This window comes from Vitreoscilla filiformis (genome assembly GCF_002222655.1).
In the GTDB taxonomy this organism is placed as follows: Bacteria; Pseudomonadota; Gammaproteobacteria; order Burkholderiales; family Burkholderiaceae_C; genus Ideonella; species Ideonella filiformis.
Genome location: NZ_CP022423.1, coordinates 2977778 through 3003351 on the forward strand (window position 1 = coordinate 2977778; position 25574 = coordinate 3003351).

The window sequence follows — 25574 nt, forward strand, 5'->3', positions numbered from 1 at the left end:
GGAGAAAAAACATGGCCCTGTTTCCCGTGATTTCCAACTTCCAGCATGACTTCGTGCTGCAACTCCTGCCGGTGGACACCGAGCACACGATGGACGAAGTCGCCGCCGCTGCCGCGCACCATTCGGTGGGCCGGCGCGTACGTCCGCAGCCGGACAAGGTGATTCGTGTGCGTCGCCAAGGCGCGGCGGAGTTTTTCCCGCGCAGCGCCAAGCTGTGCGAGACCGACATCCAGCCAATGGAGTCGCTCGAATTCATCTTCTGTGACGCTTGACGGGGTGATGCGATGACGTTTGAAAAAGTCTGCACCCTGGACGACGTGTGGGAAGGTGAGATGAGTGAGGTGGAGGTGGGCCAGCACGTCATCGTGCTGGTGGGCTTGGATGGGGGCGAGATTCGCGCCTTCCAAGGCATCTGCCCGCACCAGGACATCCCCATGTGCGAAGGCAAGTTTGACGGCAAAACGCTGATGTGCCGCGCCCACCAGTGGACGTTTGACGCCCGCACCGGCCAAGGCATCAACCCCGGCGACTGCCGCCTGGCGCAATACCCCGTGAAGGTGGAAGGCGAGGACGTGCTGATCCAGGTGGACGGCGTGCAACCGCTGTTTGCCCACACCTGAACGTTTCACGCTTTCCGAAGGATTCCCCATGAGCACCCCCAAAACAGCCGACGGCTACCGCAACAACCGCGTGGGCCCCGTGCTGCGCGCCAGCCCGATCACCTCAGCGGTGATCGAAGCGGCGGAAGAAGACAACCCCGACAAAACCATCCGTGTCGATGACAAGGTGGCGTATGTGCGCATCGACTGCGAAGGCGAGCTGATCCTGCGCCGCGAGACGCTGGAGCGCGCCCTGGGCCGCCCGTTCAAGATGAGTGAGCTGGAGGTGGAGCTGGGTTCATTCGCTGGCCGCATCCAAACGGCGGACGACCATGTTCGCTTCTATTACGAAAAAACCCTCTGAGTTGGAGACGCACGCCATGTCGCAGCAACCCGCACCCGCGCCTGAAGTCCTCAAGCCGCTCAAGACCTGGAGCCACCTCGCTGGCCGCCGCCGCAAGCCCAGCGAGTACGAGATCGTCTCCACCAACCTGCACTTTTCCACCGACAACCCGGATGCGCCGTTCGAGCTGGATCCGAACTTCGCGATGGCGCAGTGGTTCAAGCAGCACCGCAACGCCTCGCCGCTGAAGCATGCGGACTGGAACGCCTTCCGTGACCCGGACGAGATCGTTTATCGCACCTACAACATCCAGCAGGATGGGCAGGAAACCTACGTGATGGGCCTGTTCGACCAGTTCTCGGCGCGTGGCCACGATGCCATGTTGGAGCCGACCTGGGCACGCACCCTGGCCCGCGTTTACAGCCCGTCGCGTTACCTGTTCCACACGCTGCAAATGGCGTCGGCTTACCTGTCGCAGATGGCGCCGGCTTCCACCATCAGCAACTGCGCCACCTACCAAACCGCCGATTCGCTGCGCTGGCTCACTCACACCGCCTACCGCACCCGCGAACTCAGCAAAACCTTCACCGACTTGCCCTTCGGCACCGACGAACGCAACCGCTGGGAGCACGACACGGCCTGGCAAGGCTGGCGCAAGCTGGTGGAACAAGCCCTGGTGGCCTGGGATTGGGCGGAGAGCTTTGCCGCCTTCAGCTTGGTGATTCGCCCCGCCGTGGAAGAAACCGTGCTGCGCGGCCTGGGTGAAGCCGCCCGCCACAACGGCGACACGCTGCTGGGCCTGCTCACCGACGCGCAGTTGCAAGACGCCCAACGCCACCGCCGCTGGGCCAGCGCCTTGGTGCGCATGGCGCTGCAAACCGAGGGCAACCGCGAGGTGCTGGCCGGCTGGTTGGCGAAGTGGGCGCCGTTGGCCGACGCTGCCATCGCCGCTTACGCCCAAGCGCTGCCGGATGGCGCCGACATCGCCGAGCGCGCTCAGGCGGCCACTGCGCAATTCCGCGCCGGGTTGCTGGCATGAGCGCTGCGGGCGACGTGAACCCAACCACAACGCCCGCGCCGTGGCGCATCCAGATCGAAGGCGGGGCCGAATTCACCCTCGCCGCCGACGAGGACACGCTGCTGCGCGGCGCCCTGCGCGCCGGGGTGCCGTGGCCGTATGAGTGCAGCGTCGGCGGTTGCGGCGCCTGCCGCTTCGACGTGCTGGACGGGCTGATGCAAACGCTGTGGGAAGCCGCGCCCGGCCTCTCGGAGCGTGAGCGCAAGCGCGGCAAGCGCCTGGCCTGCCAATCCCGCCCAGGGGGGGATTGCCGGGTGAAGGTGCGGCTCGATCCACCTGCTGCCGGGGCGATGGCCTCACGGCCCCCAGTGCGGCGCATGGCCACGCTGCTGGCCCGCCGACCGGTGACGCCGGACATGGACGAGTTCTGCTTCCAACTCCCCGAGGGCGACGCGGGCGAGTTCATCGCCGGCCAGTACGCGCTGCTCTACCCGCCAGAGCTGGGCTCACCCCGCGCTTATTCGATGGCGAATGTGCCAAGCGAACGCGGCAGCAACCCAACGGTTTGGCGCTTCGTCATCCGCCAAGTGCCGGGCGGCGTGGGCAGCGGGCTGCTGTTCGGGCTGACGCCGGGCGCACAGCTCCCCATCGACGGGCCTTATGGCCACGGCCATCTGCAACCCGGCACGCGGGATGTGGTGTGCATCGCCGGCGGTTCGGGGCTGGGGCCGATGCTTTCCGTGGCGCGGGGGGTGTTGGCCGAACCGGGCACGCGGCGGGTGCATTTCTTCCTGGGGCTGCGCACGCAAGCCGAACTGAGCGCGGTCAAAGAGCTGGATGGGCTGGATCCGGCGCGGCTGCGGCTGCACACGGTGCTCTCCAGCCCGTCAGCCGAAGCGCCGTGGGTGGGGCCGACCGGGTTCGTGCATGAAGAAGCCGAGCGCACCTTGGCGCAACCCCTGGCCGCGCACGATTTCTACTTTGCCGGCCCGCCGCGCATGGTGGAAGCCGTGCAAGAGATGCTGATGCTGCGACATCGGGTGCCGTTCGAGCAGATTCACTTTGATCGGTTCATCTGACCCATCCCCCTTCGATTGGCAAGTTGAACTTGATACTCAAGCAAGGCAATCCCCACTAGCCACCCCTGGCGAGCGCCTCTAGATTCCGGCTCCATTCCTTTCACGAAGTGGAGCCGCATCCATGAGCACCCTCAACGTCAACGGCCGCCCGCACACGGTGGACGTGGAGCCCGATACCCCCGTCCTCTGGGCGCTGCGCGACGCGCTGGGCCTCACCGGCACCAAATTCGGCTGCGGCGCCGGCTTGTGCGGCGCCTGCACGGTGCATCTGGATGGGCAGGCCATCCGCTCCTGCATCACGCCGGTGTCAGCGGCGGATGGCAAGCGCATCACCACCGTGGAAGCCGCCACCGACGGCGGCGACAAGGTCGGCGCCGCTGTCCACGCCGCCTGGGTGAAACACGATGTGGCCCAGTGCGGCTACTGCCAAAGCGGCCAGATCATGACGGCCACGGCGTTTTTGAAATCCCTGCCCCCAGGCAAACAGCCCAGTGCCGCCGAGATCGACGCGGCCATGAGCGGCAACATCTGCCGCTGCGGCACCTATGCCCGCATCCGCGCTGCGGTGGCCGACGCCGCCAAAACCCTCGCCTGAAGAAGGAGCCGCTCATGTTGACCACTCACTTGAACGACGCCGATTTCCAACGCCTGCGCGCCGAACTGCCACGCGGCCTGCAACACATGCTGGCGCGTGACGACGCAGCCCCCGCCGCCACCGCCGTGCCGCGCCGCAGCTTTCTGAAACTGATGGGCGTCGGGGCCGCCAGCAGCGGCGGCTTGGCGCTCGGGCTGTTCAACACCGACGCTCACGCCGCCAACGCCCCCGCTGCCGGCCTCAAACCCACCGAACAGCCCTCGGCGTTTGTGGAGATCACGCCGGCGGGTGAAATCATCGTCACCGTCAACCGGCTGGAGTTTGGCCAAGGGGTGATGACGGCGCTGCCGCTGATCCTGGCCGAAGAGCTGGACGCCGATTGGGCCAAGGTCAGCGCCCGCCACGGCAACAGCGCTCCGGCTTACGCTGATCCGCGCTTCGGGCTGCATCTCACCGGGGGCTCCAACTCCATCAAACACAGCTTCAGCCAATACCGCGAGCTGGGAGCACGCACCCGCGCCATGCTGCTGGCCGCTGCGGCGCAGCAGTGGAATGTGAGCGCCGCCAGCTTGCGCACGCAGGCCGGCGAAGTCATCGCACCGGACGGTCGCAAGCTCGGTTACGGTGCGCTGGCCCAGGCGGCGATGGCGCAACCGGTTCCGGCGCAAGTGGCCCTCAAAGACCCGAAGGATTTCCGCCTCATCGGTCGCCCCACCGACCGGCTCGATGCCAAGGCCAAAAGCAGTGGCCGCCAGAGCTTCGGCATCGATGTGCGGCAACCTGGCCAGCTCACCGCCGTGGTGGCGCATCCGCCCGTGTTCGGCGCCCGGCTGAAGACGCTGGACGATGCGGCGGCGCGGGCCGTCAAGGGTGTGCGGGCGGTGCTGCGCATTCCGGGGGATCGTGGCGGCGAGGCCGTGGCGGTGATCGCCGAAGGCTACTGGCAGGCCAAGAAAGGCCGCGACGCCCTGCAAGCCACCTGGGACACCGCCAACGTGGAAAAGGTGGACAGCCAGCGCCAGCTCGCCCAATACCGGGCGCTGGCGCAACAACCGGGGCCACGCAAGTTCGAGGCGGACATGGCGCCGCTGGCCCAAGCGGCCAAGTACATCGAAGCGGAATTCACCTTCCCCTACCTGGCGCACGCGCCGATGGAGCCGCTCAACTGCACGGTATTGTTGGGTGAACAAGGGGCGCAACTGTGGGTCGGCTCGCAGTTTCCGGGCACCGATGCCATGGCCGCCGCCCAAACGCTGGGCCTCAAACCCGAGCAAATCCAGATGCATGTGCAGATGGCCGGCGGGGGGTTTGGCCGCCGCGCCGTGCCCAGCAGTGACTATGTGGTGCAAGCCTGCCAAGTCGCCAAAGCGGCGCGTGCTGCCGGTCTGAACGTGCCCGTTCGCATGGTGTGGAGCCGTGAGGACGACATCCGAGGTGGCTACTACCGCCCGATGCACTTGCACCGCGCCCGCATCGGGTTGGACGCCCGGGGCGAGGTGCTGGCATGGGATCACACCATCGTCGGCCAATCCATCCTCACCGGCACCTTCTTCGAGGGCTTCATGGTGAAAGATGGCATCGACGCCACCGCCGTCGAGGGTATGCGCGACCCCTACGCCCTGCCCATGCGCCTGACGGTGCATCACCCCAAGGTGAACGTGCCGGTGTTGTGGTGGCGCAGTGTGGGCAGCACGCACACCGCTTTCGTCATGGAAACGCTGGTGGATGAAATCGCCCGCGCCGCCAAAACCGACCCGGTGGCCTGGCGCCTGAAGCAGTTCGGGGAGAAGCACCCGCGCCACCGCGCCGCGCTGGAGCTGGCCGTGGCCCAAAGCGGCTACGGTAAGAAGCGTTTGCCGGCGGGGCACGCTTGGGGCGTGGCGGTGCATGAGTCGTTCGAAACCGTGGTGGCTTATGTGGTGGAGGCTTCGGTGAAAAAGGGCACGCCGGTGCTGCACCGCGTCACGGCGGGGGTGCATTGCAACTTGGCGGTGAACCCGCGCACCATCGAAGCGCAGGTGCAGGGCGCGGCGCTGATGGGGCTGGGGATGTGTTTGCCGGGCGCAGCCATCACACTGAAAGACGGCGTGGTGGAGCAGAGCAACTTCGGTGATTACGCCGTGCCGCGCATCGGGGACATGCCGCAAATCGCCGTCCACATCGTGCCCAGCGCCGACGCGCCCACCGGCATGGGCGAGCCGGGTTTGCCCCCGCTGGCGCCAGCGTTTGCCAATGCGCTGGCCAAGCTGACGGGCAAGGCGGTGCGGCAGTTGCCGTTTAAGTTGGGGTGAGGGGTGGGAGGGGTGCCCCCCTCTCCCCGGCCCTCTCCCACGAGGGGAGAGGGAGAAATGCGCCCCCGCGTTACCGTCCCCCATCAAGCCCCCTAGCCCTTGGCCCGCAGCAAAGCCCCTCTCCCATCGTGGGAGAGGGGTTGGGGAGAGGGGGCCGCCCCATCCCCGAAAGCCCTCCCGCCCTATGGAAGACCTCGACACCCGCGTCCTGCGCGCCGCCCTCACCTGGCAACAAGCCGGCCAGCCCGCCGTGCTGGTGACGGTGGCCCGCACCTGGGGCTCCTCGCCTCGCCCGCCCGGCTCGCTCATGGCGATCCAGGGGCAAGGTTGGGTGGTCGGCTCGGTGTCGGGGGGGTGCATCGAGGATGACTTGATCGCCCGCATCCACGCCGAAGGCATCGAAGCGGTGTGCGCGAGGGGGCGCCCAGCCGTGCTGCGCTACGGCGTCTCCGCCGAACAAGCGCGGCGCTTTGGGCTGCCCTGCGGCGGCACGGTCGAACTGGTGCTAGAGCCGCTGGGCGCGCACAGCCGACTGGCCGAGTTGCTGGCCGCCCGCCAGCAACGCCAAGCGCTGTGCCGCGAGCTGGATCTCCACAGCGGCGCCGTCACCCTGCGCCCCGCCACGCCGCAGGATGAACCGGGCATCGTCGGCGAGCGCCTGCTCACGCCCTTTGGCCCGCCGGTGCGGCTGATCGTCATCGGGGCGGGCGATCTTTCGCGCTTTGTGTGTGAGATGGCGCTCGGGCTGGGTTTCGAACTGATCGTGTGTGACCCCCGCGAGGAACAGGCCCAGGGCTGGGCGTTCGGCGGCGAGCTGCCCGGCGTCACCCTCACCCGCGAGATGCCGGACGACTGTGTGCAACGCCTGCAACCCGATGCGCGCACCGCCGTCATCGCCCTCACCCACGACCCGAAGTTGGACGACTTGGCGCTGATGGACGCCTTGGCCACCCCGGCGTTTTACGTCGGCGCCATTGGCTCGCGGCGCAACAGCGAGCAGCGCCGGGCGCGGCTGCGCGAACACTTCGATGTGCCGGACACCGCGCTGGCGCGGCTGCGCGGCCCGGCGGGGCTGTTCATCGGCAGCAAAACGCCGGCGGAGATTGCGCTGTCCATCCTGGCGGAAGTGGTGGCGGCCAAGAACGGGGTGACGCTCTCGGATCAAGCCAGCGTGGCGACGGCCAAGGCGATGCGGGAAGCGCTCACTTGCGCGTGAACGCCCACGCGGCGCAGCGTTCCCTCACGCCGCCACGCTTTTGGGCAGGCCCGCCGCCACGTCCCGAAACGCCGCCAGCGCCGCTTCCAGGTGCTCGATGATTTCTTGCTGCAACACGTCGGGCGGGGGCAGGTCGTCGAGGTTGTCCAGGGTGTTGTCCTTCAGCCAGAACAGATCCAAGCTGGCTTTGTCACGCGCCACCAAGTCCTCGTAGCTGAAGAACTTGAAGCGCTCGGTGGCCATGCGCAGGTGGCGGTCGGCGGGGTTGTAGCAGCGGATGAAATCCTGCAAATCCTCGGCCTTGAGCGGGCGGGTTTTGAGGGTGAAGTGCTGGTTGGTGCGCAGGTCGTAGAACCACACGCCTCGGGTGTGGATGCGGCCATCCTTGGGCGCGTTGTCGAAGAACACCACGTTGGCCTTCACCCCTTGGGCGTAAAAAATGCCCGTGGGCAGGCGCAAGATGGTGTGAACGTCACAAGTTTCCAGCAGCTTGCGGCGGATTTTCTCGCCCGCACCGCCCTCGAACAGCACGTTGTCCGGCAGCACCACGGCGGCTTGGCCGTCCACCTTCAGCAGGCTGACGATGTGTTGCAGGAAGTTGAGCTGTTTGTTCGAGGTGGTTTCCCAAAAGTCTTGGCGCTCGTAGGTCAGCGCGTCTTTGTCTTCTTCGCCTTCCTCGTTGGTGATGGTCATGCTGCTCTTCTTGCCGAAGGGCGGGTTGGCCAGCACGTAATCCACCTTGCGCGTGGGTTCAGCAATCAGCGCATCGGAGCGATCCACCGAAGGCTCCCCGTCCAGCTCGCCAATGTTGTGCAGGAACAGGTTCATCAAGCACATGCGCCGGGTGCCCGGCACGATCTCGTTGCCCCAAAAGGTCTGGTTGCGCAAGAAGGCTTTTTGGCGTGGGTTGAGCTGCGCGCCGGGGCGGGTCAACCACTGGTAGGCGCCGAGGAAAAAGCCGCCGGTGCCACAGGCCGGGTCGGCGATGGTTTTCATGGACTCGGGGCGCACGCAGGCCACGATGGCATCGATGAGCACACGCGGCGTGAAGTACTGGCCGGCGCCGCTCTTGGTGTCTTCGGCGTTCTTTTGCAGCAGGCCTTCGTACAGATCGCCCTTGGTGTCGGCGTCCAGGCTGATCCAGTTTTCGGCGTCGATCATCTGCACCAAGCGGCTGAGTTTGGCCGGGTCTTGGATCTTGTTTTGCGCCTTGAAGAAGATGGCGCCCAGCATGCCCGGGGCGCTGCCCAGTTTGTGCAGGGTGGCCAGGTAGTGGGCTTCGAGTGGCTCGCCGGTTTTGCTGCGCAGGCTGGCCCAATCGTGCCCGGCGGGGATGTGGGTTTGGCGGTTGTAGGGCTCTTGCGCGTACTCGTGCGCCAGCTTGAGGAACAGCAAGTAGGTGAGCTGTTCGAGGTAGTCACCGTAGCCCACGCCGTCATCGCGCAAGGTGTGGCAGAAGTTCCAGACTTTTTGGACGAGGGAAGAGGCGTTCATGGGGTCGAGGGGTCAGAAAGAGGGCCACTTGTAGCGGCGGTGTAGGCCTGGCGCGGGTCACGAGGGGCGGGAAAAGCGGGTTTCAACTGGCCTTGCGCCACCATGGGGTTGAGGAAGCGCCGCCACAAGTCATCGGCATGGCGGTTGAGCAGATGCGCCAGCACCTGCCGGCCCAGATAGCGCCCCGTACACAGGTGCATCACCGTGGCTTGGGTGATTTCTTGGCGCACTTTGCCGGCCTCACGAACGGGCGCAGCCCAGGCCAAGAGCTGCGCTTGCAACGCAGTGGGCACCTCTGCCCAATGAAGGTAGAGCGCCGAACCCGGCTGCTCTAGAGGTTTGGCTTCCAGCTCTAGAGGTTTGGCGCGTTGCTCTGGAGGTTTGGCGCCCTGCTCTGGAGGTTGGCCGGGCCGCTCCGGTGGTTGCCCCGCCCCCCGCTCATCTTCAAACAACACCGAGGGCACTTGAATGCGCTGCCAAGGCAAGCGGTACAGCGTGCCACGTCCGGCGCCCTCGGAGAGCAACAAGCCGTCGCGCACCAGCGCACCCAGCATTTTGGTGAGGTCGGCCGAGTGCGCGATGGTGATGTGCTTGAGCCGCTCGTGGCTCACCAGCCCTTCCACCTGAGCGGTGATGAGCGCCAGTCGCGGGATTTCTGGCAGCGCCGTGAAGCGCTCGCCCAGCCGCGCCGTCAAGGCCTGCACGGCGTGTTCGGGCACCAGGCTGCTCATGCGCAACTGCATCAGCGTTTGCTCGGGTTCAGCCTCGGTCAAGAGCGGCGCGCGCCAGTGTTGGCCGGCCCAGTTGCTGTAAATCTTGGGCAGGCCCGAGCCGGCGTGGTCACCGTAGCCCACCAGTTGAAACATGGTTTGCAAACGGCGGTTGCGGCAATCGCTGTTGCCGCCCTGAATGGCCAGGGCCGGCGCAATGCGCATGTGGCCGGGGTTGCGAAAACCGAACATGTCCGGCCGCTTCACCACCAGCACAGAAACCCGCCCGGAGTAGTCGGCGTGGATCAGCGTGTTGGCCAAGGCTTCGCGCAGGGCTTCGTGCACGGGGGTGTCTTCGACGCGCTGGCCGTCTTGCACCTGGAAAGGCACTTTGAGATCGGCGGTGAGCTTGGGGTACACCTTGCGGAAGAAGTCATACACGTTGCCTGACCAAGTGCCATCGGGCACCAGCCGGTCAATCCAGCGGCGCTCGGCTTTGGCTTCTGGCCGCTCTTGGTAGTCGACCATGTAGTGCGGCAGTTCATCGCGGATGACTTCGGCGCGGCCAAACATCAGCAAGCCCGCCAGACGCAGGCCGCGCTGGCCGGTTTCGCGGTTCTTGCCAAAAGCGCCGATGCGCTCCAAAAACTCAGGCAACGGCAAGTCTGACCAAACATGGCCGGCTTTGACGGCGGCAAAGCGATTGCGGTAAGCCGCCACGGTGTCCATGTCCAGATCGCCAAAGTCAAAGCCTTGGAGCACGCGCTCATCGCGTGAGTCCTCCACCCGTTCGGCCAGCAGGCGGCGCACGGCTTCATCGTCGGCGGGGTAATCGCCTTCGTGGCGGCGCAGGTAGGTGCCGCCCAGGGGGTTGCTGCCGAGGTGGATGGGGCGTTGCTGCCGGGTGGCGCGGGGCACACGGATGCGCAGCACGGTGCGCCCGTCGATGGTGACGGGGGCCACATCGGCATCACTCAACAGGTTGAGGCTGATTTGTTTGCGGTTGTGGAGGTTGTCCCACAGGGCTTTGCGCACGCGCTCGGGGTCGGCCAGCCCGAGTGCCCGGAACTGGCCGCGTGGTTTTTCCTGCACGCCCAGCAGGATGAAGCCGCCTTCGGTGTTGGCCATGGCGCTGTAGCTTTTCCAAAAGTCGTCGGGCAGCTCACCGCGCCCGTCGCGCCCTTGTGCGGCCTTGCACTCCAGCTCGACCGACTCGGCCAGGGTGAGCAAGTCCAGTTCTTCGCTGGGGGTGTTCATGAGGTCGAGGGGTCAGAAGATGGCGGCACAGCGGGCCGGGCTGCCAGCTCGGCCTCCAGGGTTTCGATGCTGGGCAGCACGCTTTGCAAGGTGCTGGGCAGGTGGCGGGTCAGCTCGTAGCTGGCAATGCCGATGGGCTTGTCGATGCCACGCAAGGCGTATTCGGCCAACACGCTGTCTTTGTTCTGGCACAGCAGCAGGCCGATGGTGGGGGCATCCTGGGCGTGGCGCAGGGTGTCGTCCACGATGTTGCAATAGAAGTTGAGCTTGCCGGCGTATTCGGGTTTGAAGTCACCCCGTTTGAGTTCAATCACCACAAAAGCGCGCAGTTTGAGGTGATAGAACAGCAGATCGAGGAAGAACTCGTGCTCACCCAGGGTCAACGGGTACTGCCGGCCCACAAAGGCGAAGCCCTGGCCGAGTTCGAGCAGGAATTTTTCCAGGTGGCCGATGAGAGCGGTTTCCAACTCACGCTCATGGAAATGGGTTTCGAGGGTGAGGAAGTCGAAGACGTAGGGGTCTTTGAGCGCCTGGCGCACCAGCTCCGATTGGGACGCGGGCAGGCGCTGGGCAAAGTTGTTCACCAACGCGCCCTGGCCGGTGTGGGCAGCTTGGGCGATCTGCGTTTGCAGCGTGCTGCGGCTCCAGCCTTGGGCCACCGCTTGTTCCATGTACCAGCGGCGCACCGTCGGGTCTTTCTCTGTTTGCAGCAGCAAGGCGTGATGCCCCCAGGGCACCTGCCAGAGCAGGCTGGCGGGAGCCCTGGCAGTGGGTGGGGGCGTTTTCGCCACAGCCTGTGGCGAAAAGTCGGCAGGCTCGGGGTAAGCGCGGGCAAAAGCCACCATGCGATCCAGATTGCGGCTGGAAAAGCCTTTCAACTCGGGCAAGGCGTTGGTCAAGTCCTGCGCCAGCCGGGGAATCACGGCTGCGCCCCAGCCTTGCTGGGCTTGGCGGGCGTGCAGCAGTTGGCCGACTTGCCAGTAAAGCCGCACCATTTCAGCGTTGACGGCCAGCACCGCGCGGGTCTGAGCGTGCTGGATGTGCTGGCGCACTTCAGCCAACAGGTGGGCGTAGTCGGTGGGCGGCAACGGGTTGTTTGTCATCGGTTTTGGGGGATCGTCACGCATTGGGCTGCACCTTGGGTTTGCGTCCGCGTGCCGGTTTGGCGGTTCCTTGCGCAGCCCGCTCGGCCCGAATCCGCTCCAGCAACACACTGGCCGGCTCATCGTTCGGGTCTTGCGGCACCAATTGCCCGGCAAAAGCAGCGCGCAGGATGTTTTGGCGTTGGGCGGTGGATTGTTGAAGGGCACGATCGATGGCGGAACCTTGATCCGTCACTGCCGAAAACTGATCGTCCAGAACCCTCGCAATCTCGCATTGCTCCGAAGTTGGCGGTAATGGTACAGGTGTACTGCGCACATCTTGCTGATTGATACTTGCCTGATTAACCGCCCATTTTGCGCCTTTAATTAATCGGCTACGACCGATGCCAGAGCCAATGTAGTGCGCAATGAAAGCACCGGACAATGCGGTCGAAAGTGTTGCTCTCATCATATTCGACTCAAACAAAACACCTTCAAGCTGAAATCCGATCAATAGCGACTTTCCTAGATGCGTCATGCTATTGACCCGATTGATGACCAGATCACCAGTCACCAAAGAATAGGTCTTGCAAATTGCCTCGTCTGCATCCACAAGATTTAACGCAGATCTATTTCGATGCCAGCCAATTTGGTAGTCATCAATGCGAAGAATCGGTGTACCCGAACCGTATTTATCGCTTGGGAGATAGAGTCCGTTTTGCGGGCCGTCACTAATCAGAGCATCTAAACTAGCCCACACCCACCCTTCCGGCAACGCCGGCAAACCTGTGGTATCCGGCTGCACCGGCTCGGGGTATTTTTTCTGCCAGTCTTTGGGCGGGGTTTTATCTTGTTCTTTGAACTTGGCTAATTGTTTAGCTTCCCAACGGGCGCGGCGCTCTTGCAAAATGCGTTGCAGCAGTGCGGCGCCGGTTTCGGCGGGTGGGTTTTGCTGGCGCCAATCTGCCGTCAATGCCCCTTCCACCGCCGATTTCAGCAGCGACTGCCGATATTGCTTGAGCTTTTTCTGCGCCGCCTTGAGTTCCGCCACCCCCGCATCCAAATCCGACAGCAGCTCTTCAAGTTTGGCGACGATGCGGGTTTGTTCCGACACCGGCGGCAACGGAAATATCTGCGAAGATAAATCACCTGTTTTCAGGTTATTTATGTTTGATCCTGCCGATAACGCCGAAACCGACTTTCGATACGAAGGCGTTTGAAAGTAATAAAGAAAATATGAACGCGATAAGAAAAGCGAGGGGCGAATCCCTGTGCAAAAGGCACCAAATGACCCATAGAAATCCCCACCAAGAAACGAACCCGCCTTACCAACAATCTCCTTACTTCCACTGGAAGACGCAATCACCACATCTCCAAGACGCAATATCTGTTCAGTCGAAACGTTCTCAGCGGGTACATAGACAAGTTCATCGAAGGTAAGTGCCACGCCAGTAACATTTGTCGCCCTAAGCACCGGCACAAAACCTTCCTTCGGAACATCAGTTGATTGCTCTCGTTTGTAAGTAACTCCACGAATAATACGTGCAACATCATCAAGGCTTACACCAATCCAACCATTTGGAACATCACTCACGCCACTAACTCCCAATTCATTTCACGCATAAACGCACCTTTTGCCAAGTTCTCCCCTCTCCCCCAGCCCCTCTCCCGCAAGGGGAGAGGGGGGCCGAGCGAAGGGCGGGTGACGGGCATCAAAGCCCCTCTCCCCTCGTGGGAGAGGGGAACCCCCTGCCCTCTACGCTCCAGCACCTCCCAACTCGCACCCAACACCGCTTCTGGTTGCGCCTGCCATTCGCTATTCCACACCCTCAGCACTTCAAACCCCTGACTACGTAACCATTCATCACGCACCTCATCATGTTCCCGCTGCGACTGATGCTGCCCACCATCCAATTCCACAATGAGCCGAGCGCGCAAACAAACAAAATCCGCGATATATCGGCCAATCGGAGTTTGTCGCCGGAACTTGTGCCCCGCAAACCGTTTGGCCCGCAAACACGCCCACAACGGCTGCTCCTATGGCGTCTGTTCGCGCCGCAACTCGCGCGCACGCTCGCCCACCCAACGTTCCAGCAACAGCCCAGGCGATGCACTCACGCCACCAACTCCCAATTCATTTCACCCATCAACCCATCCAGCTCTTTGCCAAACAGTTGCCACACTTTTTGCAACCCACCCTTATCCGCCAACTCCGCATAATCAAAATCGTCCCGGCCAATGCTGCAACTGCTGGCAATATGATTCTTCATCATCCGCAGCCATTCCATTTGCTCGGGCGTAAACGCCGTGGCCCGCTGCGCATTGTGCCGAAACACCCAGGCTTGAAAACGCCTGTCCACCTCATCCGCAAACGGCCGCAACTCCGCCTCCAGCCCCAGCGCAAACCGCACCAAACTCACCAAATCCGTGAGCTGGCGTTGCCGATTCGCCCCCTTCACCGCCGAAGCCTGCACCCGCGCATAAGCACTCCACAAACGCTCCGTGGTCAGCATCAACGGCGGGCGGCTCAAATGCGCGTGCAATTCTTCAACCATTTCAAACGCCAACGCCCGGCGCTGGTAAGGCTGCTGGTAGAAAAAACTCAGCGCCTCAATTTCCGCCTTGTGCTGCTGCACATACTCAGCAAACGTCTGCACCACCGTCACGGCCTGCGCTTGGGCCTGCTCACCAAACCCCGCAAACACCACCTCATCTTGGTTGATGTGGTCAATGATCTGCTCGCGCTCACGCCGGGCGTTTTCCAGCGCATCCCGCAACGCCGGGTTGTCCAGCGGTGCGCAAGCAGCGGCCACCCGCAGCGCCCGCGCCGCCGCCAATTCCTGGGGCAACAGCGTTTCCTCGGTGCGCGCCAACCCTTGCGCCTGCGCCGTGGCCAACGCGGTTTGCACGATCGCATCGGGATCCAGTGCGGTAATCAACCCCTTGGCCAGCACCGCCACCGACACCCCGCCGCTCAGCTTTTCAATGCGCGCCTGCGCCTTCTCATCCAGCGTCTTGGCCAAACGCACCAGCCGGTTGCCCAGCGAAAGCAGCGTTTCATCGTCCCGGTGGCCCACCGCCACCCCTTGAAGTAAATCCTTCAGCGCCACATGGGGTTTCTTTTCCAACGGGCGGCTGTCGGTCTTCAGGCTTTTTTCCACGCCCACCGCATCCATCAGCACAAAACGGGTTTTGGCGCCCTCGGCGCTGCCGCTCACGCGCTTCAAACCCTCGGCATCCAAGCTGCGCACGCCTCGGCCCTTCATTTGCTCGTAATAACCCCGGCTGCGCACATCCCGCATGAACAGCAGCACCTCCAGCGGTTTCACATCGGTGCCGGTGGCAATCATGTCCACCGTCACCGCAATGCGCGGGTGATACTCGTTTCGGAAATCCGTCAACACCCCATCGGCATCTTTTTCGCTGTACGTCACCTTGCGGCAAAAGGCGTTGCCCTGGCCATATTCATCACGCACGATCTGGATGATGTCGTCCGCATGGCTGTCCGTCTTGGCAAAGATAAGGGTTTTAGGCACTTCTTGGCGGGTGGGGAAAATCTGCGTTTCCACCGCCTGTTTCATCGCCCGAATCACCGCCCGAATCTGGCTCGGGTTCACCACCGAGCGATCCAGCTCCTTGCCGGTATAGCGCGTGTCCTCCTCGGTCTGTGCCCAGCGCTTCTTGCGCGTGGCCCGATCCCGGTGATCCACCCATTCCTGCGCCTTCAGCTCGCTGCCCTTTTGGGTGACGACGGTGACAATTTCGTACACGTCATAACCCACATTCACCCCGTCCACCACCGATGCTTCGTAACCATATTCAGCTACGACATTTTGGTTGAAAAACCCGTAAGTGCGGTTGTCCGGCGTGGCCGTCAGGCCGATGAGGTAGGCATCAAAATAATCCAGAACCTGTTTCCACAGGTTGTAGATGCTGCGGTGGCATTCATCAATGACGATGAAGTCAAACGTCTCCACCGGCACCGCCGGGTTGTAGCGCACCCACTTTTGCTGGCTGGGGGTTTGCTGCACCTCGTTGAGGGAAATATCGTCCGCCGCATCGTCCATCGGCTCGCCGCTCAACACCGAATACATGCGCTGGATGGTGCTGATGCACACCTGCGCGTGCGGGTCGATGCTGGGCGAGGCCAAACGCTGCACGTTGTACAGCTCGGTGAACTTGCGGCCATCGTCCGGCGGGGAATACGCCATGAATTCTTGGTGCGCTTGTTTGCCCAGGTTGCGCGTGTCCACCAAAAACAAAATGCGCTTGGCGCCGCCAAACTTCAGCAACCGATACACCGAGGTAATCGCCGTGAACGTCTTGCCTGCCCCCGTCGCCATGTGTACCAAAGCGCGGGGTTTGTTCAGCGCGAGGGACTGCTCCAGCCCCGTCACCGCCTGAACCTGGCAATCGCGCAGCTTGAGCGTCGGCAAGGTGGGCATGTGCTCGGCCAAGCGGCGGCGCAGGGTGTTGGGTGCAGCCAGCCACGCCTTCAACTGCTGCGGCCTGAAAAAGTGGAACAGCTCGCGGGAGCGCGGCGCCGGGTCGGCCCCATCCGTGAAGCGCACGAGCTGGCCGGTGGCCTCGAACAAAAACCGCAGCGGCTGGCTGTCTTGGCGCCACTTGAGGGTGGCATGGGCGTAACGCTCGGTCTGGCGCTCGGTGGCGGTGAGGTTTTCCCCGGCCGCATCCTTCTTCGCTTCAATGACACCGCAGGCCACGCGATCCACGAACAACACGTAATCCGCCGGGCCGGTGTCGGTGGGGTATTCGCGCACCGCCACGCCCAACCCCACCGAGAGGTCGAGCTGTTTCATGTCTTGGATGACCCAGCCCGCTTGTTCGAGCTTGTGGTCAATCTGCTGGCGCGCTTGGGCCTCTGGCGTCACGTCAATCTCCCTGGGGTGACAATTCACCCATGCTGATGATCTCGGATTTTGCGTGAGGGCCGTCCTGCTGGCCGCTGGCCTGGGCACCCGCCTGGGCGGCCAACCCAAAGCCGCGTTGCGCCACCCCGCCGGCGGCACGTTGTTGGAACGCAGCGTGGCCGCCCTGCGCGCCGCTGGCGTGGCAGAGGTGAGTGTGGTGCTCGGCCCCTACCGTGAGCGCTTGCTGCCACGGGTGCAAGCCTGCGGCGCCTGGCCGCTGCTGCACACGCTGGCCGCGCCCAGCCTCATCGATTCGCAGCGCCTGGCGCTGTCCGAACACACCGCCCGCCCCTCCGGCGCTGCGCCCGATGTGATGTTGTTGCTGGCCGATTTGCCGCTGCTGCACGCCGAGCATCTGCGCCCGGTGCTGGCGGCTTGGCAGGCGCGGGCGGCGGGCATCCAGGCCCTCATGCCGGTGGTGAATGGGCAGCGCGGCCACCCGGTGGTGCTTTCAGGCGAGGCCGTGGCGGGGGTGCTGGCCCAGCCGGTGGAGCGGGGCGTGCGCGCTTGGTTGGCTACGCATCCGCAAGCAGTGCAGCCGCTGGCGCTCAACGATGCGGCTTACATCACCGATGTGGACACGCCCGAGGATGTGGCCCGGTTGGGGCTGAGCAACAGTTGATTCTGTTCTATTTTTTGAATTTCTTTTCTTGCCAGACAGAATAACGTTGCCAGTCTTTTGGCACACCGTAACGCACCCTCACGCAATAATAAAGAATGATGAAAACCAGAGCCACCTCGTAAATCCTCGTGTCCGTGATCCACTGCGTAATGACCCACATAAAAAACCAAATCAAAAAATACGAGATACCCCACTCATCCGAAACTATATTCTCGCTAGGGTGTTGATGCAACATCAGCTCACCCAAACAATGCGGGCATTCCAGGTGCCATCGCAGCGCAAGGAATTGAAACTCGCCTGGTCGCGGCACTTTACGCAATCTGGCACCCTTCAAATCAGCGGCGCACAATGGGCAGTTGTATTTCATCGATTTCTAGAAAATAAAGTTGAAGCGATTCTTCAGCGCGGCCACTGCGCCATTTGCTGCAATTCCGCCGCACTCACGACATACGCCGGGCTGTCCTGCAAGCGCGCCACCGCCAATTCGATGAACGCCCGCACCCGCCGAGGCAAAGTCCGGTTGCCGTAGTAAAGGTGCAGGCCCATGGGCTCGCTCACCTGGGGCCGCAGCAGCGCCACCAATTGCCCGCTGCGCAAATAAGGGGCCGCCGTGAAGTTGGCCAATTGGCCGACCACCTGGCCGGCCAGCACGGCACGCAACTCCAAATCGGCATCGTTGGTGACGAAGCTGGGCGGTACGGGGTGATGCACCAACTCACCGTCGCAGTTCAAAAACCACGGCACGGGCTGTCCGTTGCGCGGGTTGCAAAACACACTGCACCGATGCCCCGCCAGCGCCTCCACCGAGGTGGGCACGCCGTGGCGCTCCAAATAAGCCGGCGCCGCGCACACGATGAGCTGCATGGGAAACAGCCGCCGCCCGATCACCCCCGGCTCCGGCGAAGCCCCGATGCGAAACCCCACATCCACCCGATCCGCCACCCAGTTGACGATGCGGTCATCCAAGCGCACATCGGGCTGAACGTCGGGGTGCTGGCGGCAAAACTCGTCCAGCAAGGGCATCAGGATCGGCGCGAAACACGAACGCGGCCCAACGATGCGCAACGGCCCCACCACCTCCTCTTGCGCCGACCGGGCATGCATCAACGCCCGATCCAGCGTGGCCAGCGCGGGCTGGGTGGCGTCCAAAAAGCGCTGGCCTTCGTCGGTGAGGGCCAAACTGCGCGTGGTGCGGTGCAGCAAGCGCACGCCCAGGTGTTGTTCCAGTTGGGCCACCGCCTGGCTGGCAGCCTGCGGGCTGATGCCCTGCGCCTGCGCCGCACGACGCAAGCTGCCCAACTCGACGGCTTTGGCAAAGGTGGCGATGGCACGCAGTTCGTTGATGGGCATGTGACGCAGGGAAGCAAACACCGGAAAGTCCTCATTGTCCGCATCTCGGTGTGTGGCTCTGGGTTACGGCGTGGTACGGCGGCACACTCCCCCGCCCATGAACACATCCCTTTTGAACGCCGCCCCGCTGCGCGTGGGCCTCATCGGCTGGGGTTACGCCAGCCAAGTGTTTCACGGCCCGCTCATCACCAGCACACCGGGCCTGCAACTGGTGGCGGTGAGCAGCCGCCAGCCCGAGCGCGTGCGTGCTGACTTGGGCGAAACGGTGGCGGTACATGCCGATCCGGTCTCGCTCATCGCCCGCACCGATCTGGATGTGGTGGTGATCCCCACCCCGAACGACACCCATTACCCGCTGGCCCTGGCCGCGCTGCAAGCCGGCCACGCGGTGGTGGTGGACAAGCCTTTCACGTTGAATGCGGACGAAGCGCGCCACCTCGTCGCCGTGGCCCGCGAGCGCGGCCAACTGTTGAGCGTGTTCCACAACCGCCGCTGGGATGGGGACTTTCTCACCGCCCAAGCGCTGGTGACGAGTGGCCGGCTGGGCCGCATCACCCACGCGCAACTGCACTTTGACCGCTTCCGCCCGACGGTGCGCGAGCGTTGGCGCGAGGGCAGCGGCCCCGGCGCGGGCATTTGGTTCGATCTGGCGCCGCATTTGCTGGATCAAGCGGTGCAGTTGTTTGGCTGGCCCGTGGCGCTGCAAGCGGATGTCCTCACCCAGCGCACGGGCGGCCAGTCGCCCGATGGTTTTCACGCTCGCTTGCGCTGGGCCGACGGGTTGCGCGTCGATCTGCACGCCAGCATGTTGGCCGCCCTGCCCGGCCCGCGTTTTGCGCTGCACGGCACCCTGGGCAGTTGGGTGAAACACGGCCTGGATGCGCAAGAAGACGCCCTCAAAGCCGGCCAACGCCCCGACCCCGCCGGGCTTGAGGCTTGGGGCGCCGATCCGCAAGCCGGCACCCTGGCCACCGTGCAACCGGATGCGCCCGACGCCCCGCCCCAGGTTCAACCTTGGCCCACCCAGCCGGGCCGTTACCCTGCGTTTTATGCCAATCTGCGCGATGCGCTGCATGGTTTGGCACCCAACCCCGTGCCGGCTGAGGAAGCGCTGGGCGTGCAAGTGCTGTTGGACTTGGGGGCGCAAAGCGCACGGGAGCGGGGTGAATGCTCTGTGGCGGCCCGGCTGAGTATGTGAACCTGCGGCCACCAGTTTTTGTTCTCAATCCGCGAAGCTCACGTCTTGAGAGGCTACTGCCTCAAGCATTGCGGATTTTTTTCAGGCGTTTGAGGCTGTCCAACGCATACAAGTGACTGCGGCCAATGGTGGATGAGGCTTTGATTTCGCCATTGGCGACAAGTCGCCGAAATGTGGCTTCGGAAACACCCAGATAAGCCAAAGCCTCATGAACATGAAATTCTGCGCCACGCAAGTGATCGAACACTTCCTCGTGCGTTAAATTCTGATTTTCAATCAGCGCACGAAACTCTTTTTGAGTATTTTTATCCAGTAAATTATACTCATTTAACAGCGCCTGCAAATTCATTTAATACTCCTTAACGGTGGGCTCATGAATTTCAAATCGCTTATTATCTTTGACGAACCTTGAGTTCATCATAGAAATTCTCGTGGCTGCCCAGTTGCTCAAACGCCACCGATATATTGATGATCTCCAGACTGGTCTCTACCACAGGGCTGGTGTTCAGCAGCTTGCGCAAGGCCATGGCTTGATTTTTGTAGTCTGGGAAACGATAGGCAATCAGGTACTGTTGCTTGTTGTGCTTAAATTTGTAGACCCAAAAATCAGACAGATCACCCGCCTTTTGCGTACCCACCAGTGGGTTGGGCAGGATGTCATCCTCAATCACATCCCTGACCGTGGCTTGGAACGCCCGATCTTGGCGCTTCAGATACTTGCTGAAGGCAGATGCATAGGTTGGTGTGGTGCGCCAAGCTGAGCTCATCATGATAGCGTATGGTATCAGACTCACCACTCCACTCTTAAGCCAGCTCAAAAGCCCCACGCACACAGGGCCTCAAGATGCGCGGTTGGGCCGGACGGCTGGCCCCTTGCCTGGATGCTGCCCCCCGTGAATGCTCTGCCGATGCCCGCTGCCCTGACCTTGGCTTCTGACGCCGAACCCACCGATGTGCTGATCGTGGGCGCTGGCCCAGCGGGGCTGGCCCTGTCGGTGGCGTTGGCGCGAGAGGGGTTGCACTGCACGGTGCTCGAACAGTCCGAGCTGGCCCCCATCGCTCAACCCGCCGAAGATGGGCGGGACATCGCCCTGACGCACCGCTCACGCCGCATCCTCGAACAATTGGGGATTTGGCAGCACATCCCCGCCGATGAGATCGCGCCGCTGCGCCGGGCCCATGTGCGCAACGGCCACTCGCCCCTGGTGCTGCCCTTCGAAGCGCAGGACGACGGCTACGAGGCCCTGGGATGGTTGGTGCCGAATCACTTGATCCGAGCAGCGTGTTACCGCGTGGCCATGTCCGAGGATCGGGTGCATTTGCGCATGCAGGCCCGTGTCACCAGCCTGAGCCGGGACGCGCTGGGCATGACCGTTCGGCTGGAAGACGGCAGCCCCTGGCGCGCACCGCTGCTGGTGGCCGCCGACAGCCGGTTTTCCACCGTGCGGCGCATGGCCGGCATCGGGGCGCGCATGTTGGACTTTGGCCGCACCGCCATCGTCTGCCGCATGAGCCACGCTCAACCGCATGACGGCACCGCCCACGAATGTTTCCTCAACGGCCACACGCTGGCCATCTTGCCGATGGCGGGGCAGCAATCCTCAGCGGTGTGGACGGTGAATTCCGAAGGCGCCACGCGCCTGATGGCGCTGGACGAAACCGCGTTTGCCGACGGAGTCGCTCAAGCCTTCGAGCACCGGCTCGGCGCCATGACCTTGGCCGGGCCGCGCCATGTGTATCCCTTGGTGGCGGTGTATGCGCAGCGGTTTTGGGCCGAACGCTTCGCGCTCATCGGCGATGCCGCCGTGGGCATGCATCCGGTGACCGCACACGGTTACAACTTCGGCCTGTACGGGGTGGAAACGCTGGTGCGCGAGCTGGCCCAAGCCCGCCGCTTGGGGCGCGATTTGGGGGATGACCGCGCCCTGTCCGCCTACAGCCGCGAGCACGAACGGCTGACGCTGCCGATTTACCTGGGCACCAACGCCATCGTCAAACTGTTCACCACCGAAACCCTGCCCGCCCGGCTGGCCCGCGAAGCGGTGCTGCGCGTGGCCAGCCACTTGCCGCCACTCAAGAAAGCCATCACGCGGCAGCTCACCGGGCGCAAACAAAGCGCCCTGGCATGAGGCGTCACAGCGCCTCCAACACCCCCGCAGCACCCTGCCCGGTGCCGACGCACATCGTCACCATGCCGTAGCGCAGGCGGTGCCGGCGCAGGGCGTGAACCAACGTCGTGGCGCGGATCGCCCCGGTGGCGCCCAGCGGGTGCCCGAGCGCAATCGCGCTGCCCAACGGGTTGACGCGCTCCGGGTTCAGCCCCACACAACGCATCACCGCCAACGCTTGGGCGGCGAACGCTTCGTTCAGCTCGATCCAACCCAGGTCGTCCAGCGACAAACCGGCGCGGCGCAACACCGCCGGAATCGCCTCCACCGGGCCGATGCCCATCACCTCCGGCGCCACGCCTCGGCAGGCAAAACCGACAAAACGCGCCAGCGGTTGCAAATCAAACTGCCGCACCGCCCGCTCGCTGGCCAACACCAAGCACGCTGCGCCGTCGCTGGTTTGTGAGCTGTTGCCAGCGGTGACGCTGCCCAACCCGGTCGGGCGGCCATCCGGCGTGCGGGGGGCGGCGAAGGCGGGTTTGAGTTTCGCCAAGCCGTCGAGTGAGGTGTCCGGGCGCGGCCCTTCGTCTTGGGTGACGGTGCAGCGCGTCACGTTCACGGTGCCCGTCGCCAAATCCGGCACGCGCTCGATGACGTCCACCGGGCAGATTTCCGCCGCGAACTCACCCGCCCGCTGCGCCGCCAACGCCTTGGTGTGCGAAGCCAGCGCGAACGCATCTTGATCGTCCCGGCTGACCTGCCAGCGCTGCGCCACTTTTTCCGCCGTCAAGCCCATGCCGTAGGCGATGCCCAGGTGTTCCGGGTTGGCAAACAGGGCCGGGTTGAAACTCGGGTTGCCGCCCGTCATCGGCACCAAGCTCATGCTTTCGACGCCGCCAGCAATCAACACCTCGGCCTCGCCGGTGCGGATGCGATCCGCCGCGATCTGAATCGCCGACAGCCCGGACGCGCAAAACCGATTCACCGTCATGCCGCCCACGCTGTTCGGCAACCCCGCCAACAGCGCCGCCACACGGGCCACGTTCAGCCCTTGTGGGCCTTCGGGCATGGCGCAGCCGATCACCGCATCCTCAATCGCCTGCGGGTCAAGGTGGGGCACTTGGGCCAGGGCGGCGCGGATGGCCGTCACCAACAAATCGTCGGGCCGGGTGTGGCGAAACACCCCTCGGTGCGATTTACCCACCGGCGTGCGGCTGGCCGCGACGATGTAAGCGTCTTGCAGAACAGAACTCATGGTGTCGTTTCCTTCGGGCCGGCCCATCAATTGCGCAGCGGCTTGCCGGTTTGCAGCAGGCCGAGGATGCGGTCGTGGGTTTTAGGGTGGGCGATCAGGGCGCAGAAGTGCCGGCGCTCCAGCGCCAACAAATAATCTTCGGTGACGAGGGTGCCGGCGGGCACATCGCCGCCGCACAGCACATCGGCGATGGCGTGAGCGATGTGGCGGTCGTGCTCGGTGATCAACCCACCGTCACGCATGCCCACCAAACTGGCTTCGAGGGTGGCCGCCGCATCGCGCCCCGCCACGGCAAAGCGAACGGGCAACGGCGGGCGATAACTCGCCGCCGCCAGCGCCTGGGCTTGACTCAGGGCGACACACAGCAGCTCATCCCGATGCGGCACGATCACGTCCGACGGCAGCACATACCCCAGCCGACGTGCTTCCAACGCGCTGGTGGACACCGTCGCCATCGCCACCGCCTGGAAGCTGGTTTTCAAGAAATGCAGCAAATCGACGCCCGGCGCCGCCGCTGCCAACTCCGCCGCACGCCGCGCCAAGTAGGTCAAGCCGCCCGCGCCCGGCAGCAAACCGACGCCGACCTCCACCAAACCCACGTAACTTTCCAGCGTCACCACGCGCTGGGTGCAATGCACCGCCAGCTCGCAACCACCGCCCAGCGCCAGGCCGCGCACCGCCGCCACGGTGGGCACTTGGGCGTAGCGCAGGCGCATCATCAGATCTTGCAGCGCTTTTTCCACGGGTTCGACGCCGGCTGGCCCTTGCGCCATGAACACCGGCATCAGCGCCTCCAGGTTGGCGCCGGCGGAAAACACATCGTCCGGCGACCAGATCACCAGCGCCCGATAGCGTTCCTCCGCGATCTCCACCGCCCGCAGCAACCCAGCGGTGACGTCCGGGCTGATCAGGTGCAGCTTGGCGGTGATGCTGGCGATCAGCACCTCACCGTCCAAGCTCCACACCCGCACTTCTTTGTTGCGGAATTCCTCGACGCCGCTGGCCAGCGGCTGCGCCCCACCCTCGCCGCGCACGCGCTCGGGGAACAGGTGGCGCTCGTACACCGGCAAATGGCGGCGCGGCACGAAGGCGCCGCGTGAGGCGCTCCACGAACCACCTTCGGCGTGAACGCCCCCCGCCTCGGCCACCGGGCCGCTGAACACCCAGGCCGGCAGCGGCGTGGCGCACAGGGCTTGGCCTTGGGCGATGTCCTGCGCCACCCACTCGGCGACTGGCGTCCAGCCCGCTTCTTGCCACAGCTCGAACGGGCCTTGTTTCATGCCGAAACCCCAGCGCATCGCCAAATCAACATCGCGGGCGGATTCGGCAATGGCCGCGAGGTTGAGCGCCGCGTCGTGGAAACCGTCCCGCAGCACGGCCCAGAGGAACTGCGCTTGCGGATGGCTCGATTCACGCAGCAACCGCAGCCGCTCGGGCGCCGGGCGCTTGAGGATGTGGTCGATGAACGGTTCGGCTTTGGCGCCGGAAGGGGCGTAGTCTTGGCTCGCCGGGTCAAACTGCTGAATCACCCGCCCGCTCTTGCGATAAAAACCGGCGCCGCTTTTTTGCCCCAACGCCCCGCGTGCCAGCAGCGTCTCCACCACCGCCGGCACGGCGAAGTGAGCCGCCAGCGGATCGTCTGGCAACTGCGCTTGCAGGGTGCGGACGACGTGGGCCAGCGTGTCCAACCCCACCACGTCGGCGGTGCGGAAGGTGCCGGAGCTGGCGCGGCCCAGCTTCTTGCCGGTCAAATCGTCCACCACGTCGAAACCCAGGCCAAGGCGCTGCGCGTGGTGCATCGTGGACAGCATGCCCGCCACGCCGATGCGGTTGGCGATGAAATTCGGCGTGTCCCGCGCACGCACCACGCCTTTGCCCAGCGCCCGGGTGAGGAAGGTTTCCAGCGCATCCAACACCGCTGGCTCGGTGGCTGGTGTCGGAATCAGCTCGACCAGCGGCATGTAACGCGGCGGGTTGAAAAAGTGGATGCCGCAAAAGCGCGGACGCAAGGCCGCCGGCAGCGCCTCGCCCAGCGCCGTGATCGACAGCCCCGAGGTGTTCGACGCCACGATGGCCCCCGGCGCCACCCACGGCCCGATCTGGGCGTAGAGCGCCTGCTTCCAATCCAGGCGCTCGGCGATGGCTTCGATCACCAGGTCGCAATCGGCCAGCAGCGGCAGATGCTCGGCGTAGTTGGCGGGCACGATCTGCGCCGCCAGCTCGGGCAACGCCAGCGGCGCGGGTTTGAGTTGTTTCAGCCGCTCGATGGCCTGCTGGGCGATGCGGCTGGGTTCGGCGCCGTCGCTGGGTAAATCGAACAGGCGCACCGGAACGCCCAGGTTGACGAGGTGCGCAGCGATCTGCGCCCCCATCACCCCCGCGCCCAACACGGCCACGCGGCGGATGAGGTGAGTGGTTGGCATGAC

22 protein-coding genes are annotated in these 25574 nt (G+C 64.1%); 11 read left to right on the plus strand and 11 right to left on the minus strand.

Going from position 1 to position 25574, the window contains the following annotated elements:
• Positions 1-11: 11 nt before the first annotated feature.
• From VITFI_RS14090 to VITFI_RS14125, 8 genes are all read left to right on the plus strand, one after another.
• Positions 12-272: a toluene-4-monooxygenase system B family protein gene (locus VITFI_RS14090; protein WP_089417507.1), complete on the plus strand. Its 261-nt coding sequence runs from the start codon at positions 12-14 to the stop codon at positions 270-272.
• Positions 273-284: 12 nt separating this feature from the next.
• On the plus strand, positions 285-620 hold the full coding sequence (locus VITFI_RS14095) for a Rieske 2Fe-2S domain-containing protein (protein WP_089417508.1): 336 nt from the start codon (positions 285-287) through the stop codon (positions 618-620).
• Between the two features lie 28 nt (positions 621-648).
• On the plus strand, positions 649-963 hold the full coding sequence (locus tag VITFI_RS14100; protein ID WP_089417509.1) for an MmoB/DmpM family protein: 315 nt from the start codon (positions 649-651) through the stop codon (positions 961-963).
• Between the two features lie 16 nt (positions 964-979).
• Entirely contained in the window at positions 980-1981 is a 1002-nt protein-coding gene (locus tag VITFI_RS14105; protein WP_089417510.1) for an aromatic/alkene monooxygenase hydroxylase subunit beta, read from the plus strand.
• Positions 1978-3039 carry an NADH:ubiquinone reductase (Na(+)-transporting) subunit F gene (locus tag VITFI_RS14110; RefSeq protein ID WP_089417511.1) on the plus strand — a complete coding sequence of 354 codons (1062 nt, stop codon included), beginning with the start codon at positions 1978-1980 and terminating at the stop codon, positions 3037-3039. Before VITFI_RS14105 ends, VITFI_RS14110 begins: the two co-directional genes overlap by 4 nt.
• A 121-nt stretch (positions 3040-3160) precedes the next feature.
• A complete protein-coding gene (locus VITFI_RS14115) occupies positions 3161-3634 on the plus strand; it encodes a (2Fe-2S)-binding protein (RefSeq protein ID WP_089417512.1) in 474 nt (157 codons plus the stop codon).
• Positions 3635-3648: 14 nt separating this feature from the next.
• Positions 3649-5925: a xanthine dehydrogenase family protein molybdopterin-binding subunit gene (locus VITFI_RS14120; protein ID WP_089417513.1), complete on the plus strand. Its 2277-nt coding sequence runs from the start codon at positions 3649-3651 to the stop codon at positions 5923-5925.
• A 184-nt stretch (positions 5926-6109) separates the two neighbouring features.
• Complete coding sequence (locus tag VITFI_RS14125) at positions 6110-7141, plus strand: XdhC family protein (protein ID WP_089417514.1); 1032 nt, start codon at positions 6110-6112, stop codon at positions 7139-7141.
• 24 nt (positions 7142-7165) lie between these two features.
• Here the strand turns inward: VITFI_RS14125 and VITFI_RS14130 are convergent, their stop codons facing one another.
• The 6 genes from VITFI_RS14130 to VITFI_RS14155 form a co-directional block, all read right to left on the minus strand.
• Positions 7166-8635: a class I SAM-dependent DNA methyltransferase gene (locus VITFI_RS14130; RefSeq protein ID WP_089417515.1), complete on the minus strand. Its 1470-nt coding sequence runs from the start codon at positions 8633-8635 to the stop codon at positions 7166-7168.
• Positions 8632-10602 carry an RNA-binding domain-containing protein gene (locus VITFI_RS14135; protein WP_089417516.1) on the minus strand — a complete coding sequence of 657 codons (1971 nt, stop codon included), beginning with the start codon at positions 10600-10602 and terminating at the stop codon, positions 8632-8634. Before VITFI_RS14135 ends, VITFI_RS14130 begins: the two co-directional genes overlap by 4 nt.
• Complete coding sequence (locus VITFI_RS14140; RefSeq protein ID WP_089417517.1) at positions 10599-11705, minus strand: PDDEXK nuclease domain-containing protein; 1107 nt, start codon at positions 11703-11705, stop codon at positions 10599-10601. The genes VITFI_RS14135 and VITFI_RS14140 overlap by 4 nt, the downstream gene beginning before the upstream one ends.
• Before the next feature lie 16 nt (positions 11706-11721).
• Positions 11722-13278 carry a restriction endonuclease subunit S gene (locus VITFI_RS14145; RefSeq protein WP_198301497.1) on the minus strand — a complete coding sequence of 519 codons (1557 nt, stop codon included), beginning with the start codon at positions 13276-13278 and terminating at the stop codon, positions 11722-11724.
• Positions 13275-13712 carry an endonuclease domain-containing protein gene (locus tag VITFI_RS14150; protein ID WP_089417519.1) on the minus strand — a complete coding sequence of 146 codons (438 nt, stop codon included), beginning with the start codon at positions 13710-13712 and terminating at the stop codon, positions 13275-13277. The genes VITFI_RS14145 and VITFI_RS14150 overlap by 4 nt, the downstream gene beginning before the upstream one ends.
• An 86-nt stretch (positions 13713-13798) precedes the next feature.
• A complete protein-coding gene (locus VITFI_RS14155; RefSeq protein WP_089417520.1) occupies positions 13799-16576 on the minus strand; it encodes a type I restriction endonuclease subunit R in 2778 nt (925 codons plus the stop codon).
• A gap of 52 nt (positions 16577-16628) precedes the next feature.
• Here VITFI_RS14155 and VITFI_RS14160 point away from each other — a divergent pair, with 52 nt between their 5' ends.
• Positions 16629-17237 (plus strand): nucleotidyltransferase family protein, encoded by a 609-nt coding sequence (locus tag VITFI_RS14160; RefSeq protein ID WP_089417521.1) that lies wholly within the window; start codon positions 16629-16631, stop codon positions 17235-17237.
• Between the two features lie 399 nt (positions 17238-17636).
• On the opposite strand, the gene VITFI_RS14170 is transcribed toward VITFI_RS14160, so the two are convergent.
• Positions 17637-18608, minus strand: coding sequence for a LysR family transcriptional regulator (locus tag VITFI_RS14170; protein ID WP_232476628.1), 972 nt, complete (start codon positions 18606-18608; stop codon positions 17637-17639).
• Between the two features lie 76 nt (positions 18609-18684).
• Here VITFI_RS14170 and VITFI_RS14175 point away from each other — a divergent pair, with 76 nt between their 5' ends.
• The gene (locus tag VITFI_RS14175; protein WP_198301498.1) at positions 18685-19785 is read left to right on the plus strand and encodes an oxidoreductase; all 1101 of its coding nucleotides are present in this window, start codon (positions 18685-18687) and stop codon (positions 19783-19785) included.
• Positions 19786-19846: 61 nt separating this feature from the next.
• Here VITFI_RS14175 and VITFI_RS14180 read toward each other — a convergent pair whose 3' ends face one another.
• Entirely contained in the window at positions 19847-20134 is a 288-nt protein-coding gene (locus VITFI_RS14180) for a helix-turn-helix domain-containing protein (RefSeq protein WP_089417525.1), read from the minus strand.
• 43 nt (positions 20135-20177) lie between these two features.
• Positions 20178-20555 carry a type II toxin-antitoxin system RelE/ParE family toxin gene (locus VITFI_RS14185; protein WP_089417526.1) on the minus strand — a complete coding sequence of 126 codons (378 nt, stop codon included), beginning with the start codon at positions 20553-20555 and terminating at the stop codon, positions 20178-20180.
• A 123-nt stretch (positions 20556-20678) separates the two neighbouring features.
• Here VITFI_RS14185 and ubiM point away from each other — a divergent pair, with 123 nt between their 5' ends.
• On the plus strand, positions 20679-21914 hold the full coding sequence (gene ubiM, locus VITFI_RS14190) for a 5-demethoxyubiquinol-8 5-hydroxylase UbiM (protein WP_198301499.1): 1236 nt from the start codon (positions 20679-20681) through the stop codon (positions 21912-21914).
• Between the two features lie 4 nt (positions 21915-21918).
• Here the strand turns inward: ubiM and VITFI_RS14195 are convergent, their stop codons facing one another.
• Together VITFI_RS14195 and VITFI_RS14200 are read right to left on the minus strand one after the other, a co-directional pair.
• Entirely contained in the window at positions 21919-23148 is a 1230-nt protein-coding gene (locus VITFI_RS14195; protein ID WP_089417528.1) for an acetyl-CoA C-acyltransferase, read from the minus strand.
• Positions 23149-23174: 26 nt separating this feature from the next.
• Positions 23175-25571: a 3-hydroxyacyl-CoA dehydrogenase/enoyl-CoA hydratase family protein gene (locus tag VITFI_RS14200; protein WP_089417529.1), complete on the minus strand. Its 2397-nt coding sequence runs from the start codon at positions 25569-25571 to the stop codon at positions 23175-23177.
• Positions 25572-25574: the final 3 nt, after the last annotated feature.